Origin of the sequence: Loktanella agnita (assembly GCF_046640325.1) — a bacterium.
Taxonomy (GTDB): domain Bacteria; phylum Pseudomonadota; class Alphaproteobacteria; order Rhodobacterales; family Rhodobacteraceae; genus Yoonia; species Yoonia agnita.
In genome coordinates this window covers 1-16921 of record NZ_JBJMBF010000026.1, presented here as the reverse complement: position 1 = coordinate 16921, position 16921 = coordinate 1, and the positions used below count along the sequence as shown (strand labels likewise).

Sequence of the window (16921 nt, the reverse complement as noted above, 5' to 3'; positions counted from 1 at the left end):
TGCCGACCCCGATGTGAAGGAGCACTTGCCGTGCCATCATTTTCGACAACACTTGAGCAGTCCATTCACGGGGCCCTGGCCCTTGCCAATGCCAAGAAGCATGAGCTTGCCACGCTGGAGCATCTGCTGCTGGCGCTGATTGATGAACCCGATGCGGCCCGCGTGATGCGTGCCTGTTCGGTCAGTCTGGACGAATTGCGCAAGGATCTGGAAGATTTCATAGAGGATGATCTGTCGACCCTGATCACCGATGTGGAAGGGTCCGAGGCTGTGCCGACTGCCGCATTCCAGCGGGTGATTCAGCGCGCTGCAATCCATGTGCAATCTTCCGGCCGCAATGAGGTGACCGGCGCCAATGTGCTGGTTGCGATCTTTGCAGAACGTGAAAGCAATGCCGCTTATTTCCTGCAAGAACAGGATATGACCCGCTATGATGCGGTGAATTTCATCGCTCATGGCGTGGCCAAGGACCCTGCTTTTGGTGAGCAGCGCCCTGTCACCGGCGCGACCGAAGAGGGTGAAACCGTTTCTGTCGGGGCTGATGGCGACGAAAAGGAAAGCGCGCTGGCCAAATACTGCGTTGATCTGAATGCCAAATCCGAAAAGGGCGATGTGGATCCGCTGATTGGCCGCGCCCATGAGGTGGAACGCTGCATTCAGGTGCTCTGCCGCCGCCGCAAGAATAACCCGCTGCTGGTGGGTGATCCGGGCGTGGGTAAAACTGCGATTGCCGAAGGTCTGGCGTTTAAGATCGTGAATGGCGAGGTGCCTGATGTTTTGTCCAAGGCCACGATTTACTCGCTCGACATGGGTGCGCTGCTGGCTGGGACCCGCTATCGCGGCGATTTTGAGGAGCGCTTGAAGGCCGTAATGACCGAGATGGAAAACCATCGCGATGCGGTTCTGTTCATCGACGAGATTCATACGGTGATTGGCGCAGGTGCTACATCTGGCGGTGCGATGGATGCGTCCAACCTGCTGAAACCTGCGTTGCAGGGCGGTAAGCTGCGCTGCATGGGATCGACGACTTACAAAGAATTCCGCCAGCATTTCGAAAAGGACCGCGCGCTCAGCCGCCGGTTCCAGAAAATTGATGTGACTGAACCCTCTGTGCCGGATTCGATCAAAATTCTGCAGGGTCTGAAGCCGTATTTTGAAGAGCACCACCACATCAAGTATACAGCTGATGCGATCAAGACGGCGGTTGAACTGTCCGCACGCTACATCAATGATCGTAAGCTGCCAGACAAGGCGATCGACGTCATCGACGAGGCCGGTGCGGCGCAGCATCTGGTGGCCGAATCAAAGCGGCGCAAGACGATTGGCACAAAAGAGATCGAGAATGTGGTCGCCAAGATTGCCCGCATTCCGCCAAAGAACGTGTCGAAAGACGACGCCGAGGTGCTGAAAGATCTGGAGAAAACGCTGAAACGCGTTGTCTTTGGTCAAGATACGGCCATTGAGGCGCTGTCATCCGCGATCAAACTGGCCCGTGCTGGGCTACGTGAACCTGAAAAGCCGATTGGTAATTACCTGTTCGCGGGTCCGACCGGTGTGGGTAAAACTGAGGTGGCCAAGCAATTGGCCAGCACCTTGGGTGTAGAACTGCTGCGTTTCGACATGTCCGAATACATGGAAAAACACGCGGTCAGCCGGTTGATTGGTGCGCCTCCGGGTTATGTCGGTTTCGATCAGGGCGGCATGCTGACCGATGGCGTCGACCAGAACCCACATTGTGTGCTGTTGCTGGACGAGATGGAAAAGGCACATCCGGATGTCTACAACATCCTGTTGCAGGTGATGGATCACGGGAAGCTGACCGACCATAATGGCCGGACCACTGATTTCCGCAATGTGATCATCATCATGACCTCGAACGCCGGGGCCGCCGAAATGTCGAAAAATGCTATGGGCTTTGGTCGTGAATCACGGACCGGCGAAGATACGGCAGCCATTGAGCGGACATTTACGCCCGAATTCCGCAACCGCCTGGATGCGATCATCAGCTTTGGCGCGCTGCCGAAACCTGTGATCATGCAAGTGGTCGAGAAATTCGTGCTACAGCTTGAGGCGCAATTGATTGACCGGAACGTACATATCGAACTGACCCCGACTGCTGCAGAGTGGCTTGCGGACAAGGGCTATGATGAGAAAATGGGAGCGCGCCCGCTAGGCCGCGTGATCCAGGAAAACATCAAAAAGCCGCTGGCCGAAGAGCTGTTGTTCGGCAAACTTGTCAAGGGTGGGATCGTCAAGGTCGGTGTCAAGAACGGCGCGCTAGAGCTGAAATATCAAGCGCCAGAGCAGGGCAGAATCACTGGCGGTGGCGACAAGCCGCCCCTGCTGACGGCAGACTAAAGATCTGCCGATACGGAAAATAAAGAACCCCTCATTGTTAAAGTGGCGGGTTCTTTTCGTTTTTACATCATGATCGTGTTCAGTTTATGAATTCTGTGCTGTAGTTAACTAGTCGCGAAATGTAGTGCCGATTGTTTGACGACTGCCCCGAAACGCTTTCGTCAGGGGCGCCAATTTCCAGCAGCATCCTGTTGAAGAATAGCCGTGTTGGTAATTGAAGGACAGCAGTTGGCATCATCCGCCGCATACTCCAACCATGTTATCTCAATTTGTTGAGTGTCTAATGCTCGCAGTGATTGGATAAACTGCGGATAGACACCTTCGATTTGGATCGCAGGTGCCGATAATTCGGGTAATACATAGTAGGCGCTCGAAGACATTCCCTTCTCGACCATGATTGGCAGATAGGAAACTGTTCCTGTTCCACCTAAGCAGCCCAAATCCGCCGCAACCAAAATCAGAAATCGTCCCTCTTTGTAGGGCTCGCTATCAAATACACCCTGTTCGGCTTGAAGCACGGTCGACACGGGCACTGTTTGATACATCGCTGCCGTGTCGTCATCGTAATAGCAGCTCAGAGAAGACGTAAAACGCTCAGCTTGTTTAACAGCTTCCATTGGAGAGGGTGCCAATTCAGCTGTTGCTTGACTGCAAAGAAGTACACACAGCGAGATTGAGGGGACGAAATCTTGAAGCATTGAGTTATCCTGATACTTGGAAGCTGAAAACTAACCACATGATATAGCTAATTTTATAGGCTTCATTACGCAACTAAAACTCACTCCCAAAGGGTTCAAAATATGCTTGATAGGCTCATCTACCGCTCTGTCAGTTTCAGCTCGATCCGCCGGTTTTGTGCACGCGCGGCGGGTGTGTCGGCGGGGTTGATGGGTTGGTATTCTCCGAATCCGTTGGCGGCCAGCCGCATGGGTGGGATGTCCAAGTCTTGGGACATGAATTGCACCACGGACAGCGCGCGGGCCTGGCTGAGTTCCCAGTTGTTTTGATAGCGCCCGAAGCCTGACACGGGCGTGTCGTCGGTGTGCCCATCGACCCGGATGATCCAGTCGATGCCGGGGGGGATATCATTGGCGATGCTGCGCAGGATGCCGGCGATATTGGCGATTTCATCCTCGCCTTCTGGCGACAGTGTGGCGCTGCCGGGTTCAAACAGCACTTCGGAGGCAAAGATAAAGCGGTCGCCTTCGATGCGGATACGATCTTGCCCTTCGAGCACCGCGCGCAATTGGCCGAAGAAATCGGATTTAAACCGCGCAAGATCCTGCGCTTCGGCGGCGAGCCGTTCTGTTTCTTGCGCCAGCCGCACGGATTCTTCTTCCAAGCGAATGCGCTCTGCCTCTTCCAGTGTGCGGCGCTGTCGTTCCTCGGCGGCGACACGGGCGAGCGCTGTGTTCAGCTGCGCGCCAAGGGTTTCGATCTGCACCTGCGCTTCGCGGTCCGCATCCTCGGCCAGGTTCAAGAGCGATTGCAGGTTGCCGACCTGCCGCCGCAATTCGGTTACCTGTTCGTTAAGCAAGGCGACCTGACGCTGGCTTTCGGCGGATAGCGCCTCTTCCGCTTCCAGTGCCTGATTGGCCTGGGCGAGCAGAGCCGCCTGCCGTTCGGCTGCGGTCGATTGCTGATCCTCGACGCTTTGTGCTTTGGACAATGCCGCCAGAGCGTCGCGCAACTGCTGTTGCAGCGCGTCGTTTTGTGCTTCTGCCGATTGCTGCGCCTCTTCTGCGTTTGACTGTGCATCGCGGATCGCGGCGAGTTCCACGTCAAGCTGCGCGCGGGCGGCGCGCGCTGCGGCGAGCAGGGTGAGCGTTTCTTCCGCCTCGCGCCGTTGCTGTTCGAGGTTCAGCGTCATCGCTGTCAGTTCACTATCCGCAGTCGCCAGCCGGTCGCGCAGGGCGGCGGCGGCGGCGGCATCGGTCAGTGCTGCGGCTTCGAGCGCGCTGATCCGTTCATCGCGGTTCGCATTTTCAGTTTCAAGATCGGCGACAAGCGCCTGAAGTGCCTCGCGTCGTGCGGCTGCGAGCCGGGCGGCTTCTTCGCCTGCGTCGATTTCGTCACGGGCTTGGGCGAGGGCGAGGTTCAGCGCCTCTTGCTGCGAGAGCAGCTGTTCTTGTGTTGCCTCCAGCCCGGCGATGTTTTCCTGCGCGGCACGCTGGTCAGACAGGAGCCCCGCGACTTGCGTTTCGAATGCGGTGATTTCGCTTTGCGCCTGTGCCAAAGCCTGATCCTGTGCGTTTCGTTCGGCGATCAGCGTGGCGATTCGGCTTGCCTGCTGTTCAGCCTCGGCGGTCAGGGCTGCGTTGCGGTCCCGTTCCAACCCCAGCGTGCTGGAAAGCGCGGCGATTTCACTGCCCAGCAGGTCAAGTTCGCTTTCCTGCCCGGTGATCGTTTCCCGCAAGACGAATTGCAGCACCATGAAGATGGTCAACACGAACATCAGCACAAGCAGAAGCCCGGTCATCGCGTCCACAAAGCCGGGCCAGATCGCGTTTTGGAACCGATTGGACGATCTGCGGCTCAGAGCCATGGGTTACCCCCGCTCGCGCAGTGTCTGGGTCAGATTGGCGATGTCGCCGCGCAATTCGCTGGTGCTTTCCTGACGCCCAGCCGAGAGTTCTTCGAGAATGCGCAGCAATTGCACGTCGATCGAACGCAGCCGCATCCGGCTTTCGGCATCGGGCCCGTCGGTGCCGCCTTCGCTAAGCTTTTCGATCAGCCGGTCCTGCCCTTCGGCAATACGCGTCAACAGCTTGCTATTGCCGTTGCCTTGCCCGGTATGGCTTAGTTGTTCGATTGCGCTGGCCAGCGCCGCGAACCGATTGTCATTGTTTTCACGCTCGGCATCGGCCTGGCCCATCATCATGTGGAATGTGTCCACCAGTTCGCCCAGTTGGTCGACGAAGGCGCCCAGCACACCCATATCGGCGCTGCCTTCGTCTTCGGACCCTTCCAGCCCGACGCGGGTGATGGTGGAGAGCCATTCTTCGAGTTCGCGGTAAAACCGGTTTTGCCCGTGTCCGGCGAAAAGTTCGAGAAGCCCGACAATCAGCGACCCGGCCAGCCCAAGGAGCGAGCTGGAAAAAGCTGTGCCCATGCCGCCCAGCTGGCTTTCCAGCCCAGCTTGCAACCGTCCAAAGATGTCCGCCCCGCTGTCCCCGTCGCCTGTATTCAGCGAACGTATGGTTTCAACAAGCGCTGGCACGGTCGTGGCCAGCCCGTAGAATGTCCCCAAAAGCCCGAGGAAAATCAGAACGTTACCGATGTAGCGGGTGATTTCGCGATCTTCGTCGATTCGCTGTGCGACGGAATCGAGGATGGACCGGGCCGAGGTGGACGAAACCTGCGTGCGTGCCCCCCGCGACCGCAGCAGCGTGGCCAGCGGTGCCAGCAGCGATGGCGCTGCGGTGTAGCTGTGCCCGCCGGTTGCATTGGCAAAGCGTTCGATCCAGCGGACCGACTTCATCAGCAGGAAGACCTGATTGATGCAGGACAAAACCCCCAGCACGAAGACGGCCAGAATGACCCCGTTCAGATAAGGGTTAGAGTTATAGATGGCGATAATCTGCGCCTGGCCCAGGTAAAACCCGGCCCCGACGAGCCCCAACACGATCAGCATGAATAAAATCTGTCGTATGGGCTGTGAAAATTGCGGCTGTGCCTTTGGTCCCCGTTTATCGGACACGGATCGGAGTCCTTATTACCTGTTTTTCTTGCCCCACTGCGGACCATAGGGGCAATTTAAATAAAACCCAAATAAAATCGCGGTGGTATCTATCGTGTTGCTTTCAGGGCACGCACCCGTTCGACCAACCATTCCATATCGGGGTCCCGGATGCCCATTTCTGCCAGATGCACGGCGGTGTTATAAAGGTATTCGGTGTTCGGCCCCCGCCCGCCGATGGCATTGGCAATCATTTGCGCCTGCTTTTCCAGTGCGAACTGGCAATATTGCACGTGGTCCCGGTTGATAATGTAGGCCAGCGCCCGGATCGTTTCGCCCTCATCCGTGTGCAGGTCGACGTGATCCTCGTAGTAGGCCGAGGAAATCAGTTCTCGTTCCCGCAGGTAGGTCAGGACCCGGTCTTCTTCGCTTTCGGCCACCTGAAAAGCCGCCCCGGTGCATTGCCCGCCGGGCTGCGTATCAAGTGCGAGCACAAGCCCAGGGTCGTCCTCGCTCCCCCGGTGGTGGATCGAAAGCATACAAAAGCTGCGGTGATAGTCCGGCAGCCGCGCCTTGACCTTGCGGACCGGTGTAAAGCCGGGGTTCCACAAAAGTGACCCATATCCAAATACCCAAAGCGCCATCATATCTTCCTGTCTGCTCTGGTCCTGTAAACACCGCGCAGGGCCGGTTGTCACGGGGTAGCTATGGCTGAACGATCTTTGTCAGCTGCGCAGCAGATCGCCGAAAATGCTGGCTTGATGGCCTTGCAGGTAGATCCGCAGCCAAGGTGTATAGCGAGCAGGGTGCCGCGTGACATCGGCGCAGAGGTCGTAAAAATCGACCCATTCCGTCGCCATGACCTCATCCGGGTTTGGGCTGATTGATAGATTATCGGGCGCTTCGGCGGTAAATACCTCGACCACTTCATGTTCGATCAGCCCGCCGCCAACATCGGCCCGATATTCGATCTGGTCGCGGTGGGACGGGTAGAGCCCGGTGATCCCCAGCTCTTCGTCCAGTCGCCGGATCGCGCAATCGGCCGAATCCTCGTCCCATTCAGGATGGGTGCAACAGGTGTTCGCCCAAAGCCCCGGCGTATGGTATTTACCCATTGCCCGCTGCTGGATCAGCACGCGCCCGCGATTCATCACAAAGACGCTGATGGCCTTGTGTTTCAACCCGCGCTGATGCGCCTCCAGCTTTTCGACGGGTTTTAATGTGCCGTTGACCCAGGTCGGGATCATGATCATCATCTATGCAGGGGGGCCTGTTTCCGGAATGCGATGTTCAGATGCGCCATGGGCTGTGCTTTCACCAATGTTTTGTTCATATAAACCTTAAACGCAGGCTTTTGCACGCCGGCATCCTGACACAGAAGGGCCAACCGCGTGGCTCTGGTCATTTCAAGCTGGCAAGCATTGAAACTTCGCGAAATCAAGTCACTACTTGAGCACCGTACGGTGCCTTTTTTGACTTTGAAAAGCGCCTGCGCTTTGCTCATCTCGCGGCGCTGGAGTTCTTTCATTCCCGCGCGGCAAGGCATCGCTGCGTCGCCAGAGCGTGAAGTTGTTGTTAATGTACACTCTGGTAAAGCGGAATTGGTCGCTGCCTACGGGGTTCATGTGACCTGTTATTGTGGTCGTCTTCACACGAGTTGCGTGGTGTGGGTTTGCTGTCTGGAAGGATGCCGATGATTGAAGTGCTTGTTCCCCTTTCTCTCTCTGATCTGGTGGATCGAATCGTTGTTATGTCAGCGCGGATCAACATGGCTACCGATCAACACCTGCGCGGCAATCTGCAGCGTCAACGTGACAAGTTGCAACTTGCGCTAGAGCACGCCCTGCCTGAAAGCGGCGTTCTTCCGGCTTTGATCGCAGAGCTGACCCAGATTCGCAGTGACTTGCATGTGCTGGATGCCGATTTGCGCAGCAATGCAGACCGTGCGGATTTTGGTCCTGGCTTTATTGCGCTCAGCCGATCACGCATCGAACAACAAATCGCGCTGGAACAAATCGAGGCCAAGATTGCGGCATATATGGCCTTGCATCCGGCCATGCAGATGCGTGTCCCGGCCCGCGCGCGATCACATTGATGGGTAGAAATTCCGCATTTCAATCGAATTGAACGCTTAAGCCTGTTTTCACAAACCGTCGTGTATTCACTGTCTTGGGTGAAGAACGAGGTGGTGAGATGAGCGCAGGAACCAACGCGCCAACGATTATTAAACGCAAGAAAGTGGTCGGCGGTGATGGTCATCACGGCGGCGCATGGAAGGTGGCCTATGCGGATTTCGTGACGGCGATGATGGCGTTCTTTATGTTGATGTGGTTGCTGAATGCGACCACAGAACAGCAACGCAAGGGGATTGCAGACTATTTCTCGCCCACGATCCCGATCAACCGCGTGTCTGGCGGCGGATCTGGGGCATTTGGTGGGGACAACATCTTTACTGAGGATTCGCTGGCGCAAAGCGGTACTGGAATCAATCAGCCCACTATCGGGCAAAATCCCTCTCGCAGCGAAAATGATGGTGCCGGTGATGACGCCGAAGCGGCGCAAGTGGCCGCCCTGCGCGACATAGAGGCCGTCTTACTGGGCCAGGGCGGCGAAAGCATGCTGTCGGAACAGGCGCTGCGCCATATCGTCACCCGTCTGACAGATGAGGGGCTGGTGATCGAGCTTTTCGATCTGCCCGGCGCAACCCTTTTTGAGCCGGACAACAGCACCCCAAACCCGGTCACCCGCGAAATCGGGGCTATGCTGGGCCGTCTGGTGCAGGCCGTCAGCAACCCGATTGCGGTCAAAGGACATTTGCAGGCCAAATCGGTGTTGCAGGTGAATAATCCGATGTGGGAGCTGTCGGTTAGCCGTGCAGGCCAGATGCGTGTCTTGATGGAAGACGGGGGGCTGAACCCGCGCCGCATCGCCCGGATTACCGGTGTAGGTGATCGGGTGCCTGCGGTTCGGGATAGCACAGCGCCGCGCAACAATCGGATCGAAGTGGTGCTGCTGCGGTCGGATATCTGAGCGAAAATTCGGTTGGATTTTATCCATTAGGGTGACGTTAAGCCGGTCCCGCTAATCAGTGGGGGAAGATGTCATTTACTGACGCAGAAAGGCTCTCTTATGACGATTTCCTCTTCCCTCAACGCGAGTGTGGCAGGCCTGGCGGCGAATGCGTCACGGCTGGCGACGATTTCCGACAATATCGCCAACTCGGCCACCTATGGCTACAAGCGCGCGGTGACGGATTTTCAGTCGCTGGTCACGACCACCAGCGGCGGCACCTATTCGGCCGGGGGGGTGCGATCCAGTAACACGCGGATCATTGATCAGGCGGGGTCGCTGGTCTCGACGAATAACGCCACCGACCTTGCGGTGGAAGGCCGGGGTTTCCTTCCCGTCGCCCGCGCCTCAGAGGTTGAGGTTGATAACGGCGACCTGCAAATGTTGTTGATGACAACGGGTTCATTTCGCACCAATGCGGACGGGTACTTGGCAACAGAGTCAGGCTATTACCTCATGGGCTGGCCGGCCAATCAGGACGGTACTGTGACAACTGGTTCACGCGATACATCGATCGGTCTGGAGCCGGTGCAGATCAACGTGAACGAATATTCAGGTCAGCCAACCACCCAGATGCAAATCGGTGTGAACTTACCCGCAACAGAGACTGACGCAGGCAGTACCGGGGATCCGCAATCGCTGTCGGTCGAATATATTGACAATCTAGGCACCTCGGAAAATATCGATATTACGTTTAGCCCCACGGTGCCAGGCGCCGGGTCCTCCAATGAATGGACAATGGTCCTTAGCGATACCGCCTCTGGCGGGGCTGTGATCGGGGAATATGTACTGGAATTCAGTGACGCTCGTACAGGTGGCGGGACCCTTGCCAATGTAACGACAGTTAGTGGCGGCGCCTACGATCCGGCCACCGGGCAACTCGTGGTGAATGTCGCCGGGGGTCCGATTGAGATCGACATCGGCAGTATCGGCGATTCGAGCGGGATGACACAGCTATCTTACAGCTTTGCCCCAACCCAGATTACCAAGGACGGCTCACCCGTCGGGAATATTGCCGGGATTGAGGTGGATGGGAACGGCTATGTCCGCGCGCTGTTTGATACCGGCATTTCACGTGTGGTCTTTCAGGTGCCACTGGTCGATCTGCCCAACCCCAATGGTATGATCGCCTTGAACAATCAGACCTATATTACCTCTCCGGAAAGCGGCAGCTTCTTCCTATGGGATGCGGGGGACGGGCCGACCGGCAGCGTCGCTGCTTTCGCGCTTGAAGAATCCGCGACCGACGTTGCAGGCGAATTGACACAGCTGATCCAAACACAGCGCGCCTATTCCTCTAACGCCAAGGTGATCCAGACAGTCGACGAGATGCTGCAGGAAACCACTAATATTAAACGGTAAATCGGCAGGAGTACCTGAGCCATGAGTATCGCCAGCGCCTTGAACAATGCCTTGTCCGGTTTGGCCGCGACATCGCGCACGGCCGAAATTGTGTCGTCAAATCTGTCGAACGCGCTGACCGATGGCTATGGTCGCCGGTCGGTGCAATTGTCCTCAGCTCAGGTCGGTAATTCCAGTGGTGGCGTGCAGGTGGTCGGCATTCAGCGGCATGTCGATGCGGCAATTCTATCAGACAGGCGGCTTGCTGATGCCAGCCTGAAAGGTCAAGAGTTCGGCGCAGCCGCGCTTAACCGTCTGGAACTGGCGCTTGGCGGCCCAGATAGTGAGAGGGGCCTAAGCGCGCGGCTTGCAGCATTTGAACAGGCCTTAATCAGCTCTGGCAGCGATCCGGGATCAGAGTTACGTCTAACAACAGTCGTTTCGCGGTTGCACGATGTCACGGACACGCTGCGATCCAATACGCAGACAATTCAGGAGCAGCGGCAGGCGGCGGATGGTACGATCGCCCGCACCGTTGAGACGCTGAATACCGCGCTGAAATCGGTTGAAGCGCTCAACAATGATATTATGCGGCTCAAGGCGACCGGAACCGAAACATCAGCACTTTATGACGCCCGCCAACGCGCCGTCGATCAGGTTGCGGCCATCGTTCCGATCCGGGAAATGCAGCGCGACAGCGGCATGATCAGCCTGTTTACCACTAGCGGTGCGGCCTTGCTTGAATCGCGCGCCATCCAGTTCGGGTTCGAGCCAACACCGACGATTGTCGCAGACATGTCCTTTGCAGGTGGTACATTATCCGGCATCACGGCGGACGGTGTGCCAGTCAGCGCGACCAACGGGATCGGTCAACTCGACGGTGGCTCTCTCGGCGCGGCTTTTGCCTTACGAGATGAGACATTGGTCGAAACCCAAAACGCATTGGACGATATCGCAGCTGATTTGATCGCCCGGTTTCAGGATCCCGCCAATGATCCGACCCTAACTGCAGGAGATCTCGGACTCCTGACAGATCAGGGCAACCCGCTCGACCCGGCAGATACACTTGGCCTTGCTGGCCGAATTAATGTGAACCCGGCTATTGATCCTGCCAGTGGCGGGGAGCTGCGATTGCTACGTGACGGATTGAACAGTGTGGTGGCTGGCGCACCGGGCGATCCGGCCCAGCTGGATCGCTGGATCATGGCACTAGAGGTACCACGCGCTGACCTGCCCGGTATGACGACGCGCACTGCGGCAGGACGCATCGCGGATTTCACCGCCAGCGTCGGGAATACACGGTTGAATGCAGAGCAAAAGCTGAGCTTCACCGCCGCCCGGTGGGATACATTGCGCGAGGCGGAGCTTAGCAATGGTGTCGACACCGATATCGAGTTGCAGATTCTTCTGCAGGTGGAACAAGCCTATGCCGCCAATGCCAAAGTTGTCGAAACCGTTGATTTCATGATGCAACGCTTGATGGAGATTTAGGATATGCCAGTAGTGTCTGTCGGGGATATGGCCCAGCAATTCGTCTCAATGCGCAATAGCGGGACCATCAAGCAAGAGCTGGACCGGCTCGCGGAAAGCCTGTCTTCTGGGGTCGTGACGGATATCACGCGCCATCTGGGCGGCGAGACCGCGCAACTCTCGGGTATCAATTACAGCCTGTCTCAGATCACCAGTTACCAGCAGGCGGCGCGCGAAACAGAGCAGACATTGACGGGCATGCAGCTCGTGTTGTCTGAAATTGATACGGTACGATCAGAAATGGGCGCGCAGCTTGTTCTTGATAGTTTCGCCCGTAATGGTGGGCAAATTGAAGAGGCCTCTGCCAGCGCGCGCGGTAGTTTTGAAACGATGGTCAACGCCCTGAATACAAGGCTAGCGGACCGATCGCTTTTCGCAGGCACCGAAGTATTCACGACGCCGCTGGCCGATGCAGATACGATGTTGGCAGACCTTTTGGGGGCAATCGGCGGCGCCACGACATTGGCCGACGTGACAACGGCCATCGATGCATGGTTTGACGATCCGGCCGGTGGGTTTGCAACGATAGGATATCAGGGCGATACCGGCCCGATACCGCGCAAACGGGTGTCCGAAAACAAATCTTTTACGATTGATGCACGCGCGGATGACCCCGCAATCCGCGATGTTTTGAAGGCGACAGCCTTTGCAGCACTGGCAAGCGAAGTTCCGGGACTGAACGTTAACACGCAGATTGAGATGCTGCGTGAAGGTGGGACGCGTATGGTTGCTTCGGGTGGTGGGCTGATCGGTGTGCAGACCCGGGTCGGATTCGCTGCGGCGGGGGTTGATCAGGCTGCAACAGAATTGGCAGCCCAACGCACTATGCTTGAAATGTCGCGCAATAACCTGATCGCGGCGGATCCGTTCGAGACGGCTTCAAAACTACAAAGCGTGCAGTTACAGCTGGAAACACACTACAGTGTCACAGCCCGCATGTCACGTCTTAGCCTTTTGTCGTATCTCTGATGCAGGCATTGAAAGCGCTTTTTCTTTGTGTCGTGCTCTTCGCCCCGCTGATGGCGCAGAGCAGCCCAATCCGCTTAAAAGATCTCGTCGAGTTTGACGGTGTCCGTTCTAACGATTTGGTTGGATATGGCCTGGTTGTCGGCCTGAACGGGACGGGCGACGGGTTGCGAAATTCACCGTTTACCGAAGAAATACTGAGTAATATCCTTGAACGGCTTGGCGTTAACGTCACGGGTGAACAGTTCCGGCCGCGGAATGTGGCCGCGGTGCTGGTCACAGCCAGCCTGCCGCCTTTTGCGCGTGCCGGTAGCCCGCTTGACGTGACGGTGTCTGCTATTGGTGACGCCAGCAGTCTACTCGGTGGCACTCTCATTATGACGCCTCTCAACGCTGCTGATGGTGATATTTATGCGGTGGCGCAAGGCACGATCATCGCGGGCGGGGCCTCCGCACAAGGTGATGCCGCGACTGTTGTGCAAGGCGTGCCGACTGCGGGCGTAATCCCATCCGGTGCAATCATCGAACGCGAAGTAGCGTTTGATTTTCGCGGGATGACCAGTCTGCGTTTGGCGCTCCGAACGCCAGACTTCACGACGGCCGGACGAATTGAGCAGGCGATCAATGGCAATTTCGGTCGCCCTGTTGCGGTGATGCTGGATGCAGGAACGGTCGAGCTGAATATCGCGGCCACACGCATGCCGTCGCCGGCTCATGCGTTAGGGCGGATCGAAAATATTCTTGTCGAGCCAGAGAGGCGGGCACGCGTCGTCGTCGATCAGCGGTCGGGCACAATTGTTATGGGGGAGGATGTGCGCATCAGCCGGGTCGCGGTGAGTCAGGGCAATTTAACACTCCGGATCGAGGAAACACCACTTGTGGCTCAGCCTAATCCGTTCGCAAGCGGTGAAACCGTGATCGTGCCGCGCACAAATGCCGAGATTGTGGAAGAACCGGGAATAGGTCTTGCGGAAATTCGTGAGGGTACATCGCTTAGCGAAGTGGTCGCTGGCCTGAATGCGCTTGGTGTTGCGCCGCGCGATATGATTGACATCCTCAAAAGCATCAAGGCGAGTGGCGCATTGCACGCGGAGTTTATCGTACGTTGACCAAACGGGGCGTTCAAGAACAAAGACTGACTTCCCCACGCACGCGTTGGAACATCTTTAAAAGATTAAAATGTAGCTTTTGAACGCTCCATCTTATCTGAATTGGTCCCAAGAATCTGGACAGTGGGCTCAGGTGTAGCCCAACCTTTTGAAGGGATGAGAGAGTGGTGTCGCGCCGGAATTTTACAGACCAGCTTAAGGCCATGGTGGCGTTGGAAACGCTGCGTGGTGATAAGACTGTGAAAGAGATCGCAGCGCAGCATCAGTTGCACACAAATTAGGTCAGCATATTGAATCGGCAGGCCATTAACGCGATGGCCTATTTGTTTTCTGATGGTAAACAGGGCGGCCCGACCTAAGCTGCGATTAGAGATCTGCATACCAAGATCGGGAGGCTTGCGGTCGAGAACGATTTTTGTCGGATGGGCTCAAAAGGTGAGCGCGAGAAAGAAGCGCGCCTTATTTTTGACCAGCCTCGTTGGCGGGTCAGGTTGATTTTGACAGACATTTCGTCAACGAAGGCAACGCGATCCGTTCGGGATGAGACTGCTGGCAGACAGTGGAAAACCAATCATAGCGCTGCTTTCTGACCGGTGCCCGGCTTCGCTCAATCGCGACCAACGTCTTTTTTTTTAAGTTAAGCCCAGCTTGCGCCGAAACCGCACAATCGCATCGGACTGCATCTGAACGCCGGTCGCCTCCGCCAGCGCACCGGCCATTTCGGGCATGATCATGTCGCCATCTTGACCGATAAACTTGGCGAGGATCGCGCTTGCCCTTACCGCAAGGCCGACCCTGTGACGCGGCCTTTGCCTGCCCGGTGCGCCGGATCGCAAGTCCCCAACGCGCCCCGGTGGCAGGCGAAAGCTTCAGGCGCAATGCCGCCGCGTACCCACTAAACCCTTCTTCAAAATATTTCTGAAACCGCACACGCAGCGCAGATGGCAAAGGGGCTGACATGATCCATCCTCACAAACAGGACGAACCATAGATTAACGATAGATAAAATGGCCGTTTGACGTCACAGATTTAACCCCAAAGGCTCCGCGCCAAGCCGGAGAGAGCTTGGGACTCACGTCGCCATCTCGGCGACGTGTTGGATACCTGCAATCATGCGCGTTGCCTCAAAACGCCCGAAGCTCAAACATCTTACAACTACATCTGTAAAATCTGGACTTCTTAGTCAGACCGGTTCACCTTGAATCTCACCCACCAGTTGCCAGGGCTGAACAGTTCTGCCCTGCGCGCAAGTTTTCCGACGTGGTCATGCCTGTTGACGGGGCGGGCCACGCAGCTCTGCTCCGTCGACGATCTGATTCGCAATTACAATCTGGCGGCCGGATCGCTTGCTGGCATACATCGCAAAATCGGCCAGCTTTTCTATTGTCGTGATGGATGTTCCGTCGGCGGGCCAGCGCGCGGCACCCATGGCTGCGCTAAGCGTCAGATCTGTGCCATCGCTCGATCTGATCCGATTGCCTGACAATGCCCGCGCGATATTCTGTCCCATAGCAAGTAGATCATCCTCTGACGTGATGCCATAGGCGATCATGGCAAATTCATCCCCGCCCAGCCGTGCGGCAGCATCCATTTTGCGAATGTTGCTGCGCAATGCGTCTGCCAGCATCATGATTGCAGAATCCCCTGCGCTGTGACCCAGCGTGTCGTTCACCGCCTTCAGCCCGTTCATATCCAGATAGATCAATGCAAAGGGTAAATCGCTCTTGATTGCCTTTTCCATCCGGGTCCGTAACGCCGGACCGTTCAATAGACCCGTCATCGGATCGGTTTCGACCTGTGTCGCCAGTAAAGAGTTCTGCTGCTGCAATGACTGGTTTTGCACAAGGGCACGTTTTGCACGTTGAACGCTCCGCCGGTGCGCCGTGGTCATTTCGGCAAATTCAGACCGGATACGCAGCGAGTGTTCCATGCGCAGCGCGATCAGGCGATCAGCCTTAAACGGGCCGCCAATCCGCCACCCGGTCGCGATGACATTTTCACCATTTGCGCCGACAATCGGAAACCGTGTTTTTGACGTGCTGCCAAAGCAGCGGATGACACTGTCCGCATCCGATTGAGACAAATCAAAACTTGCGTGCAAATCATCACCACTTTGCAACGTAAATTCTTTCTGGGCAGCGTTATTTGCGGCCACCACGACCATTGACCTAGATAGAACAATGCAGGCTTCTGAACTGAAAGACAGCATGGTGCGCAGCAGGCTTTTGTCCATGTCGGCTATCTTTCAAAGAACTCCAGCCCCGAATCTGGCGGAGCTGTTTCTAAGTTGAGAGAGACCACCACGCGGCATCCTGCATGACCGGAGGCGATCGCTTCCTCGATTTCGATATGCGCGTATCCGTTGCGGTCGGCGACGATGCGGCCAAAGACATTCGCCGTCATCATGCAAAGCGACCGACGACCATTGACCCGCGTGCCAAAGGGGCATCGGGTATTGGACAGGATAATCTTGTCTTTATCAGCGGAAACGATGCTGAAATCACCATTTATCCTAGCCTTCAGATCAACCAGAATTCCCGCCAGAAAGTCGGGATCGGATGCGGCCGGATCGGTCGGATAGCCGTCTGATATGGATCGGCCCAGCTTGGTGCCAACTGTGCTGATAAAGCCCTCCGCCTCTTTCAGGCCGGTCACGCTTTCAAGCAGACCGGATAATTCACCGATGATATCAGCGAAAAAGCGGGTCCTGTCGAGGTCGGGCACCTTTTGGGCGCCTTCCATATCCGGTTTGTCCTGAAGCATCGGCATCTATCCCTTTCAGGTTTAGCGCAAGCTAGAGCATGTTGCACTCAATGGCCCTCATATCCTGCGGCCTTGAAGTAGTTGTAGCACTCTTCGTCTGAGAAAA

At 56.6% G+C, this 16921-nt stretch carries 15 protein-coding genes; 7 read left to right on the top strand and 8 right to left on the bottom strand.

Annotation, left to right across the window (positions count from 1 at the left end):
- Positions 1-30: 30 nt before the first annotated feature.
- Complete coding sequence (clpA, locus tag ACJ5NV_RS19395; protein ID WP_411646405.1) at positions 31-2358, top strand: ATP-dependent Clp protease ATP-binding subunit ClpA; 2328 nt, start codon at positions 31-33, stop codon at positions 2356-2358.
- Positions 2359-2519: 161 nt separating this feature from the next.
- Here the strand turns inward: clpA and ACJ5NV_RS19390 are convergent, their stop codons facing one another.
- From ACJ5NV_RS19390 to ACJ5NV_RS19365, 6 genes are all read right to left on the bottom strand, one after another.
- On the bottom strand, positions 2520-3056 hold the full coding sequence (locus tag ACJ5NV_RS19390; RefSeq protein WP_411646403.1) for a hypothetical protein: 537 nt from the start codon (positions 3054-3056) through the stop codon (positions 2520-2522).
- A gap of 119 nt (positions 3057-3175) precedes the next feature.
- Positions 3176-4903: a peptidoglycan -binding protein gene (locus ACJ5NV_RS19385; protein WP_411646402.1), complete on the bottom strand. Its 1728-nt coding sequence runs from the start codon at positions 4901-4903 to the stop codon at positions 3176-3178.
- 3 nt (positions 4904-4906) lie between these two features.
- A complete protein-coding gene (locus ACJ5NV_RS19380) occupies positions 4907-5992 on the bottom strand; it encodes a biopolymer transporter ExbB (RefSeq protein ID WP_411646400.1) in 1086 nt (361 codons plus the stop codon).
- Between the two features lie 155 nt (positions 5993-6147).
- Positions 6148-6681 carry a gamma-glutamylcyclotransferase gene (locus ACJ5NV_RS19375; RefSeq protein WP_411646433.1) on the bottom strand — a complete coding sequence of 178 codons (534 nt, stop codon included), beginning with the start codon at positions 6679-6681 and terminating at the stop codon, positions 6148-6150.
- Between the two features lie 81 nt (positions 6682-6762).
- Positions 6763-7293, bottom strand: coding sequence for an isopentenyl-diphosphate Delta-isomerase (gene idi, locus ACJ5NV_RS19370; RefSeq protein WP_411646399.1), 531 nt, complete (start codon positions 7291-7293; stop codon positions 6763-6765).
- Positions 7290-7565, bottom strand: coding sequence for a hypothetical protein (locus ACJ5NV_RS19365; RefSeq protein WP_411646397.1), 276 nt, complete (start codon positions 7563-7565; stop codon positions 7290-7292). Before ACJ5NV_RS19365 ends, idi begins: the two co-directional genes overlap by 4 nt.
- A 165-nt stretch (positions 7566-7730) precedes the next feature.
- Between ACJ5NV_RS19365 and ACJ5NV_RS19360 the strand changes: the two genes are divergently transcribed.
- The 6 genes from ACJ5NV_RS19360 (at position 7731) to ACJ5NV_RS19335 (ending at position 14052) form a co-directional block, all read left to right on the top strand.
- Positions 7731-8132: a hypothetical protein gene (locus tag ACJ5NV_RS19360; RefSeq protein WP_411646395.1), complete on the top strand. Its 402-nt coding sequence runs from the start codon at positions 7731-7733 to the stop codon at positions 8130-8132.
- Positions 8133-8230: 98 nt separating this feature from the next.
- A complete protein-coding gene (locus tag ACJ5NV_RS19355) occupies positions 8231-9067 on the top strand; it encodes a flagellar motor protein MotB (protein WP_411646394.1) in 837 nt (278 codons plus the stop codon).
- Between the two features lie 99 nt (positions 9068-9166).
- A complete protein-coding gene (locus tag ACJ5NV_RS19350) occupies positions 9167-10468 on the top strand; it encodes a flagellar hook protein FlgE (RefSeq protein ID WP_411646392.1) in 1302 nt (433 codons plus the stop codon).
- 21 nt (positions 10469-10489) lie between these two features.
- On the top strand, positions 10490-11938 hold the full coding sequence (gene flgK / locus ACJ5NV_RS19345; RefSeq protein ID WP_411646391.1) for a flagellar hook-associated protein FlgK: 1449 nt from the start codon (positions 10490-10492) through the stop codon (positions 11936-11938).
- Positions 11939-11941: 3 nt separating this feature from the next.
- Positions 11942-12946 (top strand): flagellin, encoded by a 1005-nt coding sequence (locus ACJ5NV_RS19340; RefSeq protein WP_411646390.1) that lies wholly within the window; start codon positions 11942-11944, stop codon positions 12944-12946.
- On the top strand, positions 12946-14052 hold the full coding sequence (locus ACJ5NV_RS19335; protein WP_411646388.1) for a flagellar basal body P-ring protein FlgI: 1107 nt from the start codon (positions 12946-12948) through the stop codon (positions 14050-14052). The genes ACJ5NV_RS19340 and ACJ5NV_RS19335 overlap by 1 nt, the downstream gene beginning before the upstream one ends.
- Positions 14053-15316: 1264 nt before the next feature.
- Here ACJ5NV_RS19335 and ACJ5NV_RS19330 read toward each other — a convergent pair.
- Positions 15317-16285: a GGDEF domain-containing protein gene (locus ACJ5NV_RS19330; protein WP_411646387.1), complete on the bottom strand. Its 969-nt coding sequence runs from the start codon at positions 16283-16285 to the stop codon at positions 15317-15319.
- Positions 16286-16290: 5 nt separating this feature from the next.
- Positions 16291-16815 carry a methanogen output domain 1-containing protein gene (locus tag ACJ5NV_RS19325; protein ID WP_411646386.1) on the bottom strand — a complete coding sequence of 175 codons (525 nt, stop codon included), beginning with the start codon at positions 16813-16815 and terminating at the stop codon, positions 16291-16293.
- Between the last annotated feature and the right edge of the window lie 106 nt (positions 16816-16921).